The organism is Pseudomonas sp. TE3728, assembly GCF_056279145.1.
In genome coordinates this window covers 4,674,754-4,692,657 of the sequence record NZ_JBWBQT010000001.1, presented here as the reverse complement: position 1 = coordinate 4,692,657, position 17,904 = coordinate 4,674,754, and the positions used below count along the sequence as shown (strand labels likewise).

Genomic DNA, 17,904 nt, shown 5'->3' with positions numbered 1-17,904 from the left:
CGAAAGGTCAGAGCATCAGCTCATCCCCATCACTTGTTCAGGCGGAAATCTGCCTCGGCAGCCGCAAAGCGCTGAAGCATGCCGTGAGTCGGCGTGCCCAGCTTGCTGACGATGTAGATCGCCAGGCTGGCGAAGATGAAACCAGGGATGATTTCGTACAGGCCCAGCAGTTCGAAGTGTTTCCAGACGATCACGGTGATCGCGCCGACCAGGATGCCGGCCAGTGCGCCGTTGCGGGTCATGTCTTTCCAGATCACGGAGATCAGGACAACCGGACCGAACGCAGCACCGAAACCAGCCCAAGCGTAGCTGACCAGACCCAGTACACGGTTTTCCGGGTTAGCCGCCATCGCAATGGCGATCAGGGCAACCAGCAGCACCATGGCGCGACCGACCCAGACCAGTTCAACCTGGGAAGCGCTTTTACGCAGGAAGGTTTTGTAGAAGTCTTCGGTCAGGGCGCTCGAGCACACCAGCAGCTGGCAGCTCAGGGTACTCATCACCGCTGCCAGAATGGCCGACAGCAGTACACCGGCAACCCACGGGTTGAACAGGATTTTTGCCAGTTCGATGAACACACGCTCGTGGTTTTCACTCACTGGCATCGCCACGGCAGGGTGGGCCGAGAAGTAAGCGATACCAAAGAAACCTACCGCGACGGTGCCGCCCAGGCACAGGATCATCCAGGTCATGGAGATGCGACGAGCGTTAGCGATCGACTTGACCGAATCCGCCGCCATGAAACGCGCCAGGATGTGCGGTTGGCCGAAGTAGCCCAGACCCCAGCCCATCAGCGAGATGATGCCGATGAAGGTGGTGTTTTTCAGCATGTCGAAGTTGCTGGCGTCTTGCGCTTCGATGGCCAGGAACGTGGTGTCGATGCCGCCAGTCGCCAGCAGCACGATGATCGGCGTCAGCAGCAGGGCGAAGATCATCAGTGTGGCTTGTACGGTGTCAGTCCAGCTCACTGCCAGAAAACCACCGACGAAGGTGTAGGCAATCGTCGCCGCAGCACCGGCCCACAGTGCCGTCTCGTAGGACATGCCGAAGGTGCTTTCGAACAGACGGGCGCCAGCCACGATGCCGGAAGCGCAGTAGATGGTGAAGAACACCAGGATCACGACCGCAGAGATGATCCGCAGCAGGCCGCTTTTATCTTCAAAACGGCTGGAGAAGTAATCCGGCAGGGTCAGTGCATCGCCGTTGTGCTCGGTCTGCACGCGCAGACGGCCGGCAACGAACAGCCAGTTCAGGTAAGCACCGATGATCAGGCCGATGGCGATCCAGCTTTCAGAAAGACCGGACATGTAGATAGCGCCTGGCAGGCCCATCAACAACCAGCCGCTCATATCGGAAGCGCCCGCAGAGAGTGCGGTCACGACGCTGCCCAGGCTACGACCGCCCAGAATGTAGTCAGAAAGGTTGTTGGTGGAGCGATAGGCCATGAAGCCGATCAGCACCATTGCTGCGATGTAGATCACGAACGTGATCAGGGTTGGATTGCTTACGCTCATTGAGTTACGCCCTGGCATTGTTTTTATGTAGCAGCGGCTGGTGAACCGCTCGCAAACGACGACGTTTGACGGACGATTCGGGGTCCCGCGCATTTATGACTGATGTTTCCCCAGGAAAGCCATCAGCCGGCACACCGATCTTTTTGACCGGTTGCACCTTGGCCGCGAATGCTATTCAACAAAGCAAATAAGGTGCAACCAGTTTCGTGCGAATAAGTTGCACCTAGTCGGATTTTCTTGAAAAGGGTCGGTTTTTGCTCCTTTTCAGGGCGTTTTCCAGGTTGTACTAGAACTAAAAGCACCAAGCCGGCGCGGGAGGGATGTACCAGAATCAGTTTCCTGACGAGCTGCTTATTATTCCGACAAAAAAAGGGTTGCACCCGGTTGCACCTCGACCGACGCACAGCTAATCTTGCCGCCAGCTGATGCCACGCGGTCGTGGCAAACATGAGGATAAAAATATGGCTACCACCACTCTTGGGGTCAAACTTGACGACCCGACCCGCGAACGCCTCAAGGCCGCCGCGACCTCGATTGATCGCACGCCGCACTGGCTGATCAAGCAGGCAATTTTCAATTACCTGGAAAAACTCGAGGGTGGTGCAACCCTGTCCGAGCTGAACGGTTTGAACGGCAAGGAAGTTGACGAAGCGGGCGAGATCCACGTTGATCACGCCCATCAGTGCTTCCTGGAATTCGCCGAAAGCATCCTGCCGCAATCAGTGCTGCGCGCCTCTATTACTGCCGCCTACCGTCGCCCGGAACCTGAAGTGGTGCCGATGCTGATCGAGCAGGCGCGCCTGCCGGCAGCGATGGCGGAAGCCACCAACAAGCTCGCCGCCTCGATTGCCGAGAAACTGCGCAATCAGAAAAGCGCCGGCGGCCGTGCCGGGATTGTTCAGGGCCTGTTGCAGGAATTTTCCTTGTCGTCCCAGGAAGGCGTAGCGCTGATGTGCCTGGCCGAAGCGCTGTTGCGTATTCCGGACAAAGGCACCCGTGACGCGCTGATCCGCGACAAAATCAGCACCGGCAACTGGCACCCGCACCTGGGTAATAGCCCGTCGCTGTTCGTCAACGCCGCCACCTGGGGCTTGCTGCTGACCGGCAAACTGGTCGCCACCCACAACGAAGCCGGCCTGACCTCGTCCCTGAGCCGCATCATCGGCAAGAGCGGTGAGCCGATGATCCGCAAGGGCGTCGACATGGCCATGCGCCTGATGGGCGAGCAGTTCGTCACCGGCGAAACCATCGCCGAAGCCCTGGCCAATGCCAGCAAGTTCGAAGCCAAGGGCTTCCGCTATTCCTACGACATGCTGGGTGAAGCCGCACTCACCGAGCATGACGCCCAGAAATACCTGGCCTCGTACGAACAAGCCATTCACTCGATCGGCAAAGCCTCCCACGGTCGTGGGATTTATGAAGGCCCGGGCATTTCGATCAAGCTGTCCGCACTGCACCCGCGTTACAGCCGCGCCCAGTACGAGCGCGTGATGGAAGAGCTGTACCCGCGCTTGCTGTCGCTGACCCTGCTGGCCAAGCAATACGACATCGGCCTGAACATCGACGCCGAAGAAGCCGACCGCCTCGAACTGTCGCTGGATCTGCTGGAGCGCCTGTGTTTCGAGCCGCAACTGACTGGCTGGAACGGCATCGGTTTCGTGATCCAGGCGTACCAGAAGCGTTGCCCGTACGTGATCGACTACGTGATTGACCTGGCTCGCCGCAGCCGTCATCGCCTGATGATTCGCCTGGTGAAAGGTGCGTACTGGGACAGCGAAATCAAGCGCGCTCAGGTCGAAGGCCTGGAAGGCTATCCGGTCTACACCCGCAAGGTGTACACCGACGTTTCCTACATTGCCTGCGCACGCAAGCTGCTGTCGGTGCCGGAAGTCATCTACCCGCAATTCGCCACGCACAACGCCCACACGCTGTCGGCCATTTACCACATTGCCGGTCAGAACTATTACCCCGGTCAGTACGAGTTCCAATGCCTGCACGGCATGGGTGAACCGCTGTACGAACAAGTTGTAGGCAAAGTTTCCGAAGGCAAGCTGAACCGTCCGTGCCGCGTGTACGCTCCGGTTGGCACTCACGAAACACTGCTGGCGTACCTGGTGCGTCGTCTGCTGGAAAACGGCGCGAACACTTCGTTCGTCAACCGCATCGCCGACCAGTCCATTTCGATTCAGGAGCTGGTGGCCGATCCAGTGGCCAGCATCGAGCAGATGGCTACGCTGGAAGGCGGCTTCGGCCTGCCGCACCCGCGTATCCCGCTGCCGCGTGATCTTTATGGTGTCGAGCGCGCCAACTCCAGCGGCATCGACATGGCCAACGAACATCGTCTGGCTTCGCTGTCGTGTGCTTTGCTGGCCACCGCTCATAACAACTGGAAAGCGGCGCCGATGCTCGGCTGCGCGTCCAGCAGCGAAACCCCTGCGCCAGTCCTGAACCCGTCCGATCTGCGTGACGTGGTGGGTCACGTGCAAGAAGCCACTGTCGAAGACGTCGACAACGCAATTCAGTGCGCCCTGAACGCCGCACCGATCTGGCAGGCCACCCCGCCGGCCGAACGCGCCGCGATTCTGGAACGTGCCGCCGATTTGATGGAAGGCGAGATCCAGCCGCTGATGGGCCTGTTGGCTCGCGAAGCCGGCAAGACCTTCGCCAACGCCATCGCCGAAGTGCGTGAAGCCGTGGACTTTCTGCGTTATTACGCGGTGCAGGCGCGCAACGATTTCACCAACGACGCCCACCGCCCATTGGGTCCGGTGGTCTGCATCAGCCCGTGGAACTTCCCATTGGCCATCTTCAGTGGTCAGGTCGCTGCTGCCCTGGCCGCCGGTAACCCGGTACTGGCCAAGCCTGCGGAACAAACCCCGCTGGTGGCGGCTCAAGCCGTGCGTTTGCTGATCGAAGCCGGTATCCCGGAAGGCGTGCTGCAACTGCTGCCGGGCCGTGGCGAAACCGTCGGCGCCCGTCTGGTCGGCGACGATCGGGTCAAAGGCGTGATGTTCACCGGTTCCACCGAAGTCGCTCGTTTGCTGCAACGCAACGTCGCCGGTCGTCTGGACGCTCAGGGCCGTCCGATTCCGCTGATCGCCGAAACCGGTGGCCAGAACGCGATGATCGTCGACTCCTCGGCGCTGACCGAACAGGTGGTGATCGACGTGGTGTCCTCGGCCTTCGACAGCGCCGGCCAGCGTTGCTCGGCGCTGCGGGTACTGTGCCTGCAGGAAGATTCCGCTGACCGTGTCATCGAAATGCTCAAGGGCGCCATGGCTGAATGCCGTCTCGGTAATCCAGAGCGCCTGTCCGTGGACATCGGTCCGGTGATCGACGCCGAAGCCAAGGCGGGCATCGAGAAGCACATCCAGGCCATGCGCGACAAAGGTCGCAACGTGTACCAGGTGGCCATCGCCAACAGCGAAGAAGTCAAACGCGGCACCTTCGTGATGCCGACCCTGATCGAACTGGAAAGCTTCGACGAGCTGCAACGGGAGATCTTCGGCCCAGTGCTGCACGTGGTTCGCTACAAGCGCAAAGAAATCGATCAACTGATCGGCCAGATCAACGCTTCCGGCTACGGCCTGACCCTGGGCGTACACACTCGCATCGACGAGACCATCGCCAAGGTGATCGACAACGTCAACGCCGGTAACGTCTACGTGAACCGCAACATCGTCGGTGCTGTGGTTGGCGTGCAGCCGTTCGGCGGTGAAGGCCTGTCGGGTACTGGCCCGAAAGCCGGTGGTCCGTTGTACCTGTACCGCCTGCTGTCGACACGTCCTACCGATGCGATCGAACAATCCTTCGCTCGCGGCGATGCTATCGCTGCACCGGACGTCCGCCTGCGTGATGCCATGAGCAAACCGCTGACAGCGCTGAAAGCCTGGGCCGACAGCAACAAGTTCGCTGACTTGAGCACCCTGTGCGTACAGTTCGCGGCGCAATCGCAAAGCGGGATCACCCGTGTTCTGGCGGGCCCGACCGGCGAGCGCAACAGCTACGCCATCCTGCCGCGCGAACACGTGCTGTGCCTGGCGGACGTCGAAGGCGATCTGCTGACCCAATTGGCTGCGGTATTGGCCGTGGGCGGCTCGGCGGTATGGCCGGACGCTGAACCGGGCAAGGCCCTGTTCGCACGCCTGCCGAAAGAAATTCAGGCGCGGATCAAACGGGTTGCCGACTGGACCAAGGACGAAGTGGTGATTGATGCGGTTCTGCATCATGGCCATTCCGACCAGTTGCGTGCGGTCTGCCAGCAAGTGGCCAAGCGTGCCGGAGCGATTGTTGGGGTTCATGGTTTGTCGCAAGGTGAGACCAACATTGCGCTGGAGCGCCTGGTGATCGAGCGGGCGTTGAGCGTTAACACTGCTGCTGCGGGTGGTAATGCCAGTTTGATGACGATCGGCTAAATCGCAATAAGACCGGGCATCTGCAATGGGTGCCCGGTGTTTTAGAAGCAAGATCAAAAGATCGCAGCCTTCGGCAGCTCCTACAGGGGATCGTGTTTCTCTGTAGGAGCTGCCGAAGGCTGCGATCTTTTGCTTCTCCATCACCAAGATCAATCATCCTGTTCACCCCACCCTTCCCACGCCTAGACTCGGTCCATTCCAAGAAAAGGTAGGCCGCCATGTCCGAGACGTTGCTCAGTTCCCGCAATCTGGCTTTCGAGCTGTATGAAGTCCTTGATGCCGAGGGCCTGACTCAGCGTGAGCGGTTCGCCGAGCACAACCGCGAGACCTTCGATGCGGCTATCGGCACCGCCCGCAGCATCGCCGAGAAGTTCTTCGCCCCGCACAACCGCAAGGGCGACGAGAACGAACCGCGCTATGAGGACGGCCAGGCAATTCTGATTCCGGAAGTGAAACCCGCGGTGGATGCCTTCCTCGAAGCCGGTTTCCTCAACGCCGCGCGCAGTTTCGACGCCGGCGGCATGCAACTTCCTACGTTGCTGTCGCAAGCGTGCTTTGCGCACTTTCAGTCGGCCAACGCGGCGTCGACCTCCTACCCGTTCCTGACCATGGGCGCGGCGAACCTGATTGAAAGCTTCGGCACCGATGAGCAGAAGCAACGCTTCCTGCGACCGATGATCGATGGCCGCTTCTTCGGCACCATGGCCCTCACCGAGCCCCATGCCGGCTCATCGTTGTCGGATATTCGTACCCGCGCCGAGCCTGCGTCCGACGGCACCTATCGACTCAAGGGCAACAAGATCTTCATCTCCGGCGGCGATCACCCGCTGTCGGAAAACATCGTGCACATGGTGCTGGCCAAACTGCCGGACGCGCCGGCCGGGGTGAAAGGTATTTCGCTGTTTATCGTGCCCAAGTTTCTGGTCAACGATGACGGCAGCCTGGGCAAACGCAACGACGTGTTGCTGGCCGGGTTGTTCCACAAGATGGGCTGGCGCGGCACCACGTCTACCGCGCTGAACTTCGGCGACAACGGTGACTGTGTCGGCTATCTGGTGGGCAAGCCGCACCACGGTTTGAGCTACATGTTCCAGATGATGAATGAGGCGCGGATCGGCGTCGGTATGGGCGCGGTAATGCTGGGTTACGCCGGGTATCTGTACTCCCTGGAGTACGCTCGCGAGCGTCCACAAGGTCGCGTCCCCGACAGTAAAGATCCGACCACCGCCCCCGTGGCGATCATTCAGCATGCCGACGTCAAACGCATGCTGTTGACGCAGAAGGCTTATGTAGAAGGCGCGTTCGACCTTGGGTTGTACGCGGCGCGACTGTTCGACGACACCACCACGCTTGAGAGCGAAGCCGAGCGCAAACAGGCTCATGAATTGCTGGATTTACTGACACCAATCGTCAAATCCTGGCCATCGGAGTTTTGCCTGAAAGCTAACGAACTGGCAATCCAGATTCTCGGCGGCCACGGTTACACCCGCGAATACCCGGTGGAGCAGTATTACCGCGACAACCGTCTGAACCCGATTCATGAAGGCACTCACGGCATTCAGTCGCTGGACTTGCTGGGTCGCAAACTGGCACAGAACGGTGGTGCGGGGCTCAAGCAATTGATCCGTCTGATTGCCGATACCGCCGAGCGCGCTCAAACGTATGAATCGTTAACCGCGCTGCGTGAGCCGCTGGAGAAATTGGTGGCCCGCCTGCAAACGGTGACCATCGGCCTGTTGACCGATCTGGCTCAAGGCAAGGTCAACAGCAGCCTGGCGAACTCGGCGCTGTACCTGAAAGTGTTTGGGCATACGGTGATTGGCTGGCGTTGGTTGGAGCAGGCGATTCGTGCGCAGGAAGGATTGGCCAAGGGCAATGTAGCGGATGAGAGCTTCTATAAAGGCAAGCTGCAGGCGGCGCGGTATTTTCTGACGTGGGAAGTACCGGGTTGTCACCATGAGCTGGCGATTCTTGAGGCGCGGGATGATGTGTGCCTGACGATGCTGGATGAGTGGTTTTGATCGGGCATAGATTGGCGTAACGGCCACAAAAAAGATCGCAGCCTTCGGCAGCTCCTACAGGTGTACGCCATTCCCCTGTAGGAGCTGCCGAAGGCTGCGATCTTTTGATCTTGATCAGCTCAACTTGAACCCACCCATCTGCCGCGCCAAATCATCCGCCAACCGCTGCAACATCTGACAATCCTCACGGCAAGCCCTGACTTCCCCCGCCGTAGCCCGCGCCAAATCAGAAATCCCCTGCACATTCCGGTTGATCTCTTCCGTCACCGCCGACTGCTCTTCCGTCGCCGTGGCCACCTGATGGTTCATGTCGCTGATGCGCTCGACCTGCCCGGTTATCGCCGTCAACGACGCCCCGGTGCGCTGGCTCGACTCAACACCGGTGCCGGTCGCCGCTTGCCCGGCGTGCATGGAAGACACCGCATTCTCCGCACCCTGCTTGAGGCTGCCGATCATCTGCTGAATCTCGTCGGTGGACGACTGAGTCCGCCGCGCCAATGTCCGCACTTCATCGGCCACCACCGCAAACCCGCGCCCCATGTCCCCGGCCCGCGCCGCTTCGATAGCCGCGTTCAAAGCCAAAAGGTTGGTTTGCTCGGAAATCCCGCGAATCACCGCCAACACCTGATCGATGGACGCTACTTGATGGGCCAATTCGCCCACCGCACCGGCAGCAATACCAATCTCCTCGGACATGCTTTCGATATGCCGAATCGACCCACCCACTACTACCCGTGCCTGAAGTGCTTCATCCCGCGCGGTTTGCGAAGCAACGGCCGCGTTGCCAGCGTTCTGTGCAATTTCCTGCACGGTCAGGCCCATTTCGTGGACGGCGGTGGCGACCATGTCGGTCATTTCCTGCTGGCGGCCCGAGCGTTCGGCCGTGTTATCCACCACCCGCGCCACTTGGCCGACCGCCGTGCGCAAGCGCTCACTGGTGGCCAGGACTTCGCCGATCATGTCGCGCTGACTCTCCAGGAACCGATTGAAGCCGCGAGCGAGGTCACCGAGTTCATCGGCGCGGCTGGAATCTAACCTGTGGGTCAAATCTCCACCACCGCTACCGATGGCTACCAGCGCCGCTGTTACCTGACGAATCGGCCGTACCAATCCACGGGCCAGCAACACCACCAGCATCAGGCAAACCAGTGCCACTGCCAAACCAATGCCGCTGCTCATCCACATCGCGCGGCGGGCTTCGGCGTAGATCTGCGACTGCGGCACTTCGGCCACCAGGGTCCAGCCCAGATCACGCAGCGGCAGGCTCAATGCCAGAAAATCTTCGCCATCGCGGACAAAACTGCTGGTGGCGAACGCGGTGGAGGTAGAGAGCTGCCCCATGACCGCTTGCGCCGCCGAGGCACCGATCTGCTCGACCAGCGTGCGTTTGCCGCTGAACTGCGTCTCGGGGTGAATCTGGATCAAACCGTCGGCGCGCACGAGATAGACCTTGCCGCGTTCACCGAAGTTGAAATTCTGGATCAGCTCCGACAGCTCTTTCATGCTCAGGCCCAGCCCGGCGACGCCCACGACTTTGCCGGCCTGCTCGACCTTGAGGTCGATGAACAGCGCCAACTCACCGGTGGCGGTGTCATTGTCGATGTTGAGGGTGCGCGGCTGGTTGCTGTCGAGGAACGAATAGAACCAGGCGTCGCTGGGATTGGAACGGCTGAGCGTCCGGTCCAGGCCTTTTTCAGTGAAGTAATGGCTTGAAGCGGCCCCGATAATCAGCGCGGTAAAGGCTTTATGTTCGGCGCGGATGCCTTCCAGATAGTTCACGAAGGTGTCGGTCTGGGCGCTGTTCTCGCCCCCGGCCAACCAGTCGCGCACCATGCTGTTACTGGCGATGTCTTTCGCGGCGGTAAGAGGTTGAACGAGGATTCGTTCGATGTCGTTGCGCATCGCTTCGATGCTCGACGGCAGCGCTTGTTCGACCAGATAGCGCTGGGCGAGGCGGTTGACCACGAGGGTATAAACGCCAACCACGATCAGAATACTGACCAGCAGGGCGGTGCCCATGCTCAGGATCAACTGCCATTGAATACTGCGTCGCCAGAACTGCATGGAGCACCCCCAAAGAATAAGAGGCTGAAACACTGCAACAGCCATGCCGATTGTATACAACCCAAACGACAATTTATTCTTTGGTTGTGCGCAAAGCTGATCAGGCCTGATTGATGGTCTTGGCGATCACTTCAACCGTGGCGCTGACTTGCTCTTGGTAACGGTCGAGTTCTTGCTGGTGACGCTTTTGCATTTCGATCTGCTGCGAGCACAGATTCATCGCCGCCAGCACCAGCAAGCGGTCACCGATCAGCGTCGGGTATTTCTTTTTGGTCTCGGCCAAGGCGGCCTTCAACATTAATGCGGCGTCCAGCAGGGTCTGCTCTTCCCCGGCCGGCGCCTTGATCGAATAGTCCTCCCCCAGAATCGAGACGACTTTTACCCCTGCGGCGCCGTAACTCATGCGCTGACAGGGCCGGCGCTGACGCGCTCAACCAAGGCCTGAATGCGTGCGGCGGTGGCGCCTTGCTTCTCTTCCTGTTCCATCAGGCTCAGTTGCAGGCTTTCGTTTTCATCCTTGACCTGGGCCAGTTCCGCGCTCAGGGATTGATTGGTGCCGAGCAGAGTCTGATTCTGCTGCACCAGGTCGCTGACCAGTTGTTCCAATTGGCTTAGGGATGCTTCCAACATTTTGATTTTCCGGGCATTTTCAAAGGGCGCGTACGATAAAGAAAAGTCACCATTGACGCCAGGGTTATTCGGGCGCAAGGCCTTGATTTTGCTGGCGGGCGACCGTCCTCGCGAGTCTTAAAGACTGTGTTTGGCGGCTCTGGTTCCTGCACTTCGTCGCCGCGGTCCTTCTGCAACAAAAGCGCGCAGCGTCTCAAGACTTTAGTCGTATGACCGATAAGCCATGCATACAGCAGTCTCAGCCCCGCACGGATGCGCTTTTTTCGGTGAACACCATGTCTTTACGAAATATGAATATCGCACCGCGGGCGTTCCTCGGTTTTGCCTTGATTGGCAGCTTGATGCTGGTTCTGGGAGTGTTCGCGCTGAACCAGATGAGCAAGATTCGCGGCGCCGCCGAGGAAATCACCTCGAACAGCGTACCGAGCATCAAAAGCCTCGACGAGTTCACTCAGCTGACCCTGCGCCTGCGCGTGCTGTCTTACCGCCTGTTGGTCAATCGTGAGCCGGACGTCCAGCAGAAAACCATGGACCTGCTGGAAACCCGTAACCAACAGATTCGAGCCGCTCAAGCCATCTACGAAAAACTGATCGCCAGCCCGCAGGAACGTGCGGCCTATGATCAGTATGTGCAGTTGCTGGGGCAGTATCGCCAGATCGAAGACCGGATGAAGAGCCTGTCGCGCAACAATCAGATCGACGAACTGCGTACGCTGCTCAATACCGATTTGCTGACGAATTCTGAAGCCGTCAACTCCGTGCTCAACCGTTTGCTGGAGATCAACACTCAGCAGACCCTCGACACCAATCAGCAAGCCGTCGACCAATACTCCTCGGCCTTCAACCTGACGGTGACCCTGCTGGTCATCGCCACCGGCCTGACTCTGCTATTCGCTTGGCTGCTGACCAACAGCATCACCAAGCCAATCGCCAACGCCCTGAGCGCCGCCGAAGCAATCGCCGAAGGCAACCTGACGCGCCCGATCACGGTCGACGGTGAAGACGAAGCCGGTCGCCTGCTGGCCGCCATGGCGAAGATGCAGGAAAAACTGCGCGACACTCTGCAACGGATTTCCGGTTCGGCCACGCAACTGGCGTCCGCCGCGGAAGAGCTCAACAGCGTCACCGATGAAAGCGCCCGTGGCCTGACCCAGCAGAACAACGAAATTGAACAGGCCGCCACCGCCGTCAATGAAATGACCAGCGCCGTGGAAGAAGTCGCCCGCAACGCCGTGAGCACCTCCGAAGCCTCGAAAAACGCCACCACGTCGGCGGGTGACGGTCGTGACCTGGTGCAGGAAACCGTGAGTGCCATCGAGCGCATGAGCGCCGACGTACAGAGCACCGCCACCCTGATCGGTGATCTGGCCAATGAGTCGCGAGACATCGGCAAAGTGCTGGACGTGATTCGCGGCTTGGCCGACCAGACCAACCTGCTGGCATTGAACGCAGCCATCGAAGCAGCCCGTGCCGGTGAAGCCGGTCGTGGTTTCGCAGTCGTTGCCGACGAAGTGCGTGCCCTGGCCCATCGCACCCAGCAGTCGACCAGCGAAATCGAACGCATGATCGGCAGCATCCAGAGCGGCACCGAACACGCCGTGGATTCGATGCGCAACAGCACCGAACGCGCCGAGTCGACCTTGAATATTGCCCGTGGTGCAGGCATGTCGCTGGACACTATTAATAGCGCCATCGTCGAAATCAACGAACGCAACCTGGTGATCGCCAGCGCGGCCGAAGAGCAGGCACAGGTGGCCCGTGAAGTGGACCGCAATCTGGTGAACATTCGTGACCTGTCGGTGCAATCGGCCACGGGCGCCAACCAGACGAGCGCGGCCAGCAACGAGCTGTCGCGCCTGGCGCTGGACCTGAACAACATGGTTGGGCGGTTTAGCCTCTAAACAAAGATCGCATCACTGCCGAAAAGCTCGCAGCCTCGTTTCACTCGACAGCTCCTACAGGTTCACGCAGATCCTTTGTAGGAGCTGTCGAGTGAAACGAGGCTGCGAGCTTTTGATCTGCAAAAGCTTTTTGACAGCATCACATTTCAACAGGTTAGAATCGCTGGCACGCAGACTGCATGGTCAGTTTGCGCCCGCCTTTAGCTTTCTGGAGTATTGCCTTTGAATGCGACGACCATCAACAGCCTGTTCTTGATCGGCGCGTTGCTGGTAGGTGCGAGCATTCTGGTGAGCTCACTTTCATCGCGCCTCGGTATCCCGATTCTGGTGATCATCCTCGCGGTGGGCATGTCGGCCGGTGTCGACGGTGCCGGCATTATTTTCGATAACTATCCAACGGCTTATCTGGTCGGCAACCTCGCCCTGGCAGTGATCCTGCTCGACGGCGGCTTGCGCACCCGGGTGGCGAGTTTTCGCGTGGCGTTATGGCCGGCGCTGTCGCTGGCCACGGTCGGGGTGTTGATTACCACCGGACTGACCGGAATGGCGGCGGCGTGGTTGTTCGACCTCAATATGATTCAGGGCCTGCTGATCGGCGCCATCGTCGGCTCCACCGACGCCGCGGCCGTGTTCTCCCTGCTGGGCGGCAAGGGCCTGAACGAACGGGTGAGCGCGAGCCTGGAAATCGAATCCGGCAGCAACGATCCGATGGCGGTGTTCCTCACCGTGACCCTGATCGACATGCTCGCCAGCGGCGAGACCGGCCTGCACTGGAGTCTGCTGGGGCACTTGGTGCGTGAGTTCGGCATCGGCGGTGTGATCGGCCTCGGCGGTGGTTGGCTCATGCTGCAACTGGTCAACCGTATCAATCTGGCCACCGGCCTTTATCCGATTCTGGTGATTGCTGGCGGTCTGGTGGTGTTTGCCCTGACCAACGCCCTGCACGGCAGCGGCTTTTTGGCGGTGTACCTGTGTGGCCTGGTGATCGGCAACCGCCCGGTGCGCAGTCGCCACGGCATTTTGCACATGCTCGACGGCATGGCCTGGCTGGCGCAGATCGGCATGTTCCTGGTGCTGGGGCTGTTGGTTACGCCCCATGACCTGCTGCCGATTGCCTTGCCTGCACTGGGCCTGGCGCTGTGGATGATTCTGTTTGCCCGCCCGCTGTCAGTACTGGTCGGCCTGTTGCCCTTCAAGGCATTCCATGGCCGCGAGAAGGCATTCATTTCCTGGGTTGGCCTGCGCGGTGCCGTACCGATCATTCTGGCGGTGTTCCCGCTGATGGCGGGGCTACCCAATGCTCAGCTCTACTTCAATCTGGCGTTCTTTATCGTCTTGGTGTCGCTGCTGGTGCAAGGCACAAGCCTGCCTTGGGTTGCCAAGCTTTTGAAAGTGACCGTCCCGCCAGAACCTTTGCCGATCTCCCGATCGGCGCTGGAAGTGCATGTCACCAGCGAGTGGGAGCTGTTCGTGTATCGCCTCGGTGCCGAGAAATGGTGCATTGGATCCCCTCTTCGCGAGCTGAAAATGCCCGAAGGTACCCGTATCGCGGCCCTGTTTCGTGGCCAACAACTGCTCCATCCGTCGGGTAGTACGGTGCTCGAAGTCGATGATTTGCTCTGCGTCATCGGCCATGAACACAACCTTCCGGCCCTCGGAAAACTCTTCAGTCAGGCTCCGCAACGGGGTCTGGATTTGCGCTTCTTCGGCGACTTCGTACTCGAAGGAGACGCCCAGCTGGGCGCGGTTGCTGCCTTGTACGGGTTGAAAGTCGAAGGCATCGATCCGAACATGTCCCTGGGCCACTTCATTGCCCAGAAAGTAGGCGGTGCGCCGGTAGTCGGTGACCAGGTGGAATGGAACAACACCCTCTGGACCGTCGCTGTCATGGAAGGGAACAAGATTGGTAAGGTAGGCGTCAGATTCCCCGAAGGAAGTCGCCCCGGACCGGGACTCTTCCTCTAAACTCCATTCTTCGTCTCGTTTTCGATCGGTCTCTATGTCAACCCTGCGCACTGTTTTCATCATGGCCCTGCTGGGCTTGAGTCTTTCCATCAGCACGCTGCAAGCCGCCGAACCGCCGTCCAGCGAAGCCGTGCAGGCGAGCCTGAACAAGATCGCCGACCGCAAACTGCCGGAAGCCGATCAAAAGGCCCTGCAAGCGGTCTTGCAGAGCACGCTCACCCAACTCAACAACCAGCGCGATTACGATCAGAAGCTGATTGATCTCAAGCAGCAGCTGACCAATGCGCCAAAGCAGAACATCGAGAACCAGCGCGAACTGACCCGCCTCAAGGCCACCAAAGTGGTGCCGGTGGCGCAACGCTATACCAAAGAGACCATTCAGCAGCTTGAGCAATTGCTGACCGAGCGCTCCACCCAGCAAAGCGATCTGCAGAAAGCCCTGGCCGAAGCGAACAGCCTGATCATCACCGCCCAGACTCGCCCCGAGCGCGCCCAGGCCGAAATATCTGCCAGCCAGACACGCATTCAGCAAATCAACAACATCCTCAAACTCGGCAAGGACAGCGGCAAGACCTTGACCGCCGAGCAACGCGATCAGCTCAACGCCGAACTCGCGGCGCTGAACGCCTTGATCCCGCTGCGTCGCCAGGAACTGGCCGGCAACAGCCTGTTGCAGGATTTGGGCAACAGCCAGCATGACCTGCTCACGGAAAAATCCAATCGCCTGGACCAGGAGATCCAGGAGCTGCAAACCCTGATCAACCAGAAGCGCCTGGCCCAGTCTCAAGAGACCGTCACTCAGCAGTCCATCGAAGCGCAGAAGGCCGGCGGCAGCAGCCTGCTGGCCACCGAAAGCGCGGCCAACCTGAAGCTCTCCGACTACCTGCTCAAAAGCACCGACCGCCTCAATGAAGTCACCCAACAGAACCTGCAGACCAAGCAGCAACTGGACAGCGTGACCCAGAGCGACTCGGCGCTGGACGAACAGATCAACGTGCTCAAGGGCAGCCTGCTGCTCTCCAAGATTCTGTACAAACAGAAACAGGCCCTGCCGCGTCTCAAGCTCGACCGCGATCTGGCGGATCAGATTGCCGACATTCGCCTGTACCAGTTTGAGGTCAGCCAGCAGCGGGAACTGCTCAGCAACCCGACAACCTATGTCGACAACCTACTGGCGACTCAACCGCCCGAGCAAGTCACCCCGCAACTGCGCAAGAGCCTGCTGGAACTGGCCACCACCCGTGCGGACCTGCTGGAGCGTTTGAATCGCGAATTGAGCGCGGTGCTCAACGAATCCATCACGTTGCAACTCAATCAGAAACAACTGCTCAGCACCGCGCAAAGTCTAAGGGCGACGCTGGATGAACAAATGTTCTGGATTCCCAGCAACAAGCCGCTGGATCTTGAGTGGATACACGCCGTGCCGGAACGCCTGGAACGTCAGGTCACTACCCTGCCGTGGGCCTCGAGCCTGAGTGAGCTGACCGATGGCCTGACCCAGCGGCCGCTGCTGTTCCTGCCGCTGGCCTTTCTGATCGGGGCGCTGCTGTGGCGCCGAAAAAATCTGTATGCCCGCCTGAACAAAGTTCACCTGGACATCGGCCATTTCAAGCGCGACAGCCAGTGGCACACACCGCAAGCGATTCTGATCAACATCCTGCTGGCGATGCCGGTATCCCTGGGTTTGGCCTTGTGCGGCCTGGCGCTGCAGATCGACGCCCGCGGGCAGAACGCCAATATGGGCGCGGCGCTGCTGCAAATGGCCCAGGCCTGGCTGGTGTTCTACACCGCCTACCGCATCCTCGCGCCGGGCGGCGTCGCCGAATTGCATTTCCGCTGGGAAAAACCGCAAGTCGAATTCCTTCAAGGCTGGATACGCCGACTCGGCCTGGTAGTGATGGCCCTGGTGGCGGTGGTGGCGGTCGCCGAGTTGCAACCGGCGATACTGGCCGATGACGTGCTCGGCATGCCGGTGGTGCTGACTTGCTACGCCTTGATGGCCTGGCTACTCAGCCGCCTGCTGGTCAGCAGCCCGACTCACCAGAATGCTTCACTGTTCCGCAAGGCCGTGGGTGTTCTGTTCACAGCCCTGCCAATCGCGTTGTTCGTCGCCGTGTGCTTTGGCTACTACTACACCGCGCTGAAACTCAGCGACCGGTTGATCAACACGCTGTACTTGCTGATGTTCTGGCTGGTGATCGAAGCCACCTTCGTCCGTGGTCTCAGCGTTGCCGCACGGCGCCTGGCCTATCAACGCGCACTGGCCAAACGTCAGGCTGCGAAAGAGGCTGGCGACGGCGAAGCGGTGATCGAAGAGCCGACTCTGGACATCGAGAAGGTCAACGAGCAGTCCCTGCGCCTGATCCGCCTGGCCCTGCTCGGCGGTTTCATCGCGGCGCTGTATTGGGTCTGGTCGGACCTGATCTCGGTGTTCTCGTACCTGGACAACATCACCCTCTACGAATACACCAGCGGCACCGGCGCCAACATGAGCATGGTGCCGATCAGCATCGGCGACATGCTTGGCGCGTTGATCATCATCGGCATCACCTTTGCGCTGGCGCGCAACCTGCCGGGCTTGCTGGAAGTGTTTGTGCTGTCGAAGCTGAACCTGGCCCAAGGCAGTTCCTACGCCACGACCACGCTGCTGTCCTATGTGATTGCCGGCGTCGGTTTCGTCTCGACCCTGTCCACGCTCGGCGTGAGCTGGGACAAGTTGCAATGGCTGGTGGCCGCACTGTCGGTCGGCCTCGGTTTCGGGATGCAGGAGATCTTCGCCAACTTCATCTCCGGCATCATGATCCTGTTCGAACGCCCGGTGCGGATCGGCGACACCATCACCATCGGCAACCTGTCGGGCACGGTGAGCAAGATCCGCATCCGCGCCACGACCATCACCGACTTCGACCGCAAGGACATCATCGTCCCCAACAAGACGTTCATCACCGGGCAACTGATCAACTGGTCCCTGACCGACACCATCACCCGGGTCACCCTCAAGCTCGGTGTCGACTACGGCTCGGACCTGGACCTGGTGAAAGAGCTGCTGCTCAAGGCTGCCCGGGATAACCCGCGCGTGCTGAAGGATCCGGAACCCCACGTGTACTTCCTGAACTTCGGCGAAAGCACCCTCGATCACGAGTTGCGTATGCATGTGCGCGACCTCGGCGACCGCAACCCGGTGCTCGATGAGGTCAACCGCTTCATCAATCGCGAGTTCAAGAAGCAGCACATCAACATCTCGTTCCGGCAGATGGAGGTCTACCTCAAGAACCTTCACGGCCAGGAATACAAGATGGTGCCGATCGAGCCGGAAGCCAAAACCATCGTGCCGGTGGTCGACAGCAAACCGCGGCGCGAACCGCCACCTGTCGAACTCGACTAACCGCGCTAT

General features: G+C 59.8%; 9 protein-coding genes and 2 pseudogenes. 6 read left to right on the top strand and 5 right to left on the bottom strand.

From position 1 onward, the window contains the following. Window positions 1-29: 29 nt before the first annotated feature. Window positions 30-1,514, bottom strand: a complete 1,485-nt coding sequence (gene putP, locus ACZ89R_RS20560) for a sodium/proline symporter PutP (protein WP_429544758.1) — start codon at window positions 1,512-1,514, stop codon at window positions 30-32. Window positions 1,515-1,975: 461 nt separating this feature from the next. On the opposite strand from putP, the gene putA reads away from it, so the two are divergent. Together putA and ACZ89R_RS20550 are read left to right on the top strand one after the other, a co-directional pair. After that, window positions 1,976-5,929, top strand: a complete 3,954-nt coding sequence (gene putA / locus ACZ89R_RS20555) for a trifunctional transcriptional regulator/proline dehydrogenase/L-glutamate gamma-semialdehyde dehydrogenase (RefSeq protein WP_429544759.1) — start codon at window positions 1,976-1,978, stop codon at window positions 5,927-5,929. Between the two features lie 218 nt (window positions 5,930-6,147). After that, window positions 6,148-7,950 carry an acyl-CoA dehydrogenase gene (locus ACZ89R_RS20550; RefSeq protein WP_429544760.1) on the top strand — a complete coding sequence of 601 codons (1,803 nt, stop codon included), beginning with the start codon at window positions 6,148-6,150 and terminating at the stop codon, window positions 7,948-7,950. 114 nt (window positions 7,951-8,064) lie between these two features. Here the strand turns inward: ACZ89R_RS20550 and ACZ89R_RS20545 are convergent, their stop codons facing one another. The 4 genes and pseudogenes from ACZ89R_RS20545 to ACZ89R_RS20530 form a co-directional block, all read right to left on the bottom strand. After that, window positions 8,065-8,796, bottom strand: coding sequence for a methyl-accepting chemotaxis protein (locus tag ACZ89R_RS20545; protein ID WP_476241497.1), 732 nt, complete (start codon window positions 8,794-8,796; stop codon window positions 8,065-8,067). Between the two features lie 135 nt (window positions 8,797-8,931). Continuing rightward, window positions 8,932-9,969: pseudogene (locus ACZ89R_RS20540) on the bottom strand (HAMP domain-containing protein); the annotation flags it as partial. Window positions 9,970-10,114: 145 nt separating this feature from the next. After that, window positions 10,115-10,417, bottom strand: coding sequence for a cell division protein ZapA (locus ACZ89R_RS20535; protein ID WP_007903196.1), 303 nt, complete (start codon window positions 10,415-10,417; stop codon window positions 10,115-10,117). Continuing rightward, window positions 10,414-10,644 (bottom strand): hypothetical protein, encoded by a 231-nt coding sequence (locus ACZ89R_RS20530; protein WP_007903194.1) that lies wholly within the window; start codon window positions 10,642-10,644, stop codon window positions 10,414-10,416. The genes ACZ89R_RS20535 and ACZ89R_RS20530 overlap by 4 nt, the downstream gene beginning before the upstream one ends. Before the next feature lie 209 nt (window positions 10,645-10,853). Between ACZ89R_RS20530 and ACZ89R_RS20525 the strand changes: the two are divergent. From ACZ89R_RS20525 to mscK, 4 genes and pseudogenes are all read left to right on the top strand, one after another. Then, window positions 10,854-11,690 (top strand): annotated as a pseudogene (locus ACZ89R_RS20525) (MCP four helix bundle domain-containing protein); the annotation flags it as partial. Beyond that, on the top strand, window positions 11,673-12,545 hold the full coding sequence (locus tag ACZ89R_RS20520; protein ID WP_371317140.1) for a methyl-accepting chemotaxis protein: 873 nt from the start codon (window positions 11,673-11,675) through the stop codon (window positions 12,543-12,545). The pseudogene ACZ89R_RS20525 and the gene ACZ89R_RS20520, both read left to right, overlap by 18 nt. 222 nt (window positions 12,546-12,767) lie before the next feature. Next, window positions 12,768-14,510 carry a potassium/proton antiporter gene (locus ACZ89R_RS20515; protein ID WP_007903190.1) on the top strand — a complete coding sequence of 581 codons (1,743 nt, stop codon included), beginning with the start codon at window positions 12,768-12,770 and terminating at the stop codon, window positions 14,508-14,510. 34 nt (window positions 14,511-14,544) lie between these two features. Continuing rightward, window positions 14,545-17,895, top strand: a complete 3,351-nt coding sequence (gene mscK, locus ACZ89R_RS20510) for a mechanosensitive channel MscK (protein ID WP_429544761.1) — start codon at window positions 14,545-14,547, stop codon at window positions 17,893-17,895. The last annotated feature ends 9 nt before the right edge of the window (window positions 17,896-17,904 follow it).

Excerpts from the sequence above, each read along its gene's own strand:
- putP (WP_429544758.1), bottom strand. The coding sequence starts at position 1,514 with ATGAGCGTAAGCAATCCAACCCTGATCACGTTCGTGATCTACATCGCA.
- putA (WP_429544759.1), top strand. The coding sequence starts at position 1,976 with ATGGCTACCACCACTCTTGGGGTCAAACTTGACGACCCGACCCGCGAA.
- ACZ89R_RS20550 (WP_429544760.1), top strand. The coding sequence starts at position 6,148 with ATGTCCGAGACGTTGCTCAGTTCCCGCAATCTGGCTTTCGAGCTGTAT.
- ACZ89R_RS20545 (WP_476241497.1), bottom strand. The coding sequence starts at position 8,796 with ATGGTCGCCACCGCCGTCCACGAAATGGGCCTGACCGTGCAGGAAATT.
- ACZ89R_RS20535 (WP_007903196.1), bottom strand. The coding sequence starts at position 10,417 with ATGAGTTACGGCGCCGCAGGGGTAAAAGTCGTCTCGATTCTGGGGGAG.
- ACZ89R_RS20530 (WP_007903194.1), bottom strand. The coding sequence starts at position 10,644 with ATGTTGGAAGCATCCCTAAGCCAATTGGAACAACTGGTCAGCGACCTG.
- ACZ89R_RS20520 (WP_371317140.1), top strand. The coding sequence starts at position 11,673 with ATGGCGAAGATGCAGGAAAAACTGCGCGACACTCTGCAACGGATTTCC.
- mscK (WP_429544761.1), top strand. The coding sequence starts at position 14,545 with ATGTCAACCCTGCGCACTGTTTTCATCATGGCCCTGCTGGGCTTGAGT.